The organism is Undibacterium sp. TC9W, assembly GCF_049339865.1.
GTDB lineage: Bacteria > Pseudomonadota > Gammaproteobacteria > Burkholderiales > Burkholderiaceae_D > Undibacterium.
Map to the genome: position 1 here is coordinate 1 of NZ_JBMPPJ010000097.1, position 258 is coordinate 258.

Annotated in this window: 1 protein-coding gene; it reads right to left on the reverse strand. The window is 47.7% G+C overall.

Annotated features, from left to right (window positions below):
* A partial coding sequence (locus tag ACO0LN_RS30395) for a hypothetical protein (protein WP_422980509.1) occupies window positions 1–258 on the reverse strand: 258 nt, incomplete at both ends.

Sequence of the window (258 nt, forward strand, 5' to 3'; positions counted from 1 at the left end):
TTTCAAAACCAGTGACATTCGCGCCGCCGATATTGGAAGCTGTACCCAGAACCAATGTATCTGTACCTGCACCTGCACTGAAAGTACCAGTGTAAGAGAAGTTACCCAATGTCAATTGGTTAGCACCGGCACCCAGGTTCACATTACCAGCTGCGAAGGAAGCACCAGCACCTGTTACGTCAACTGTATCTGCACCTGTGCCGCCATTGATGGTAGTGATACCAGTTGTTGTATTGAAGATACTGACAGAGTTAGTTG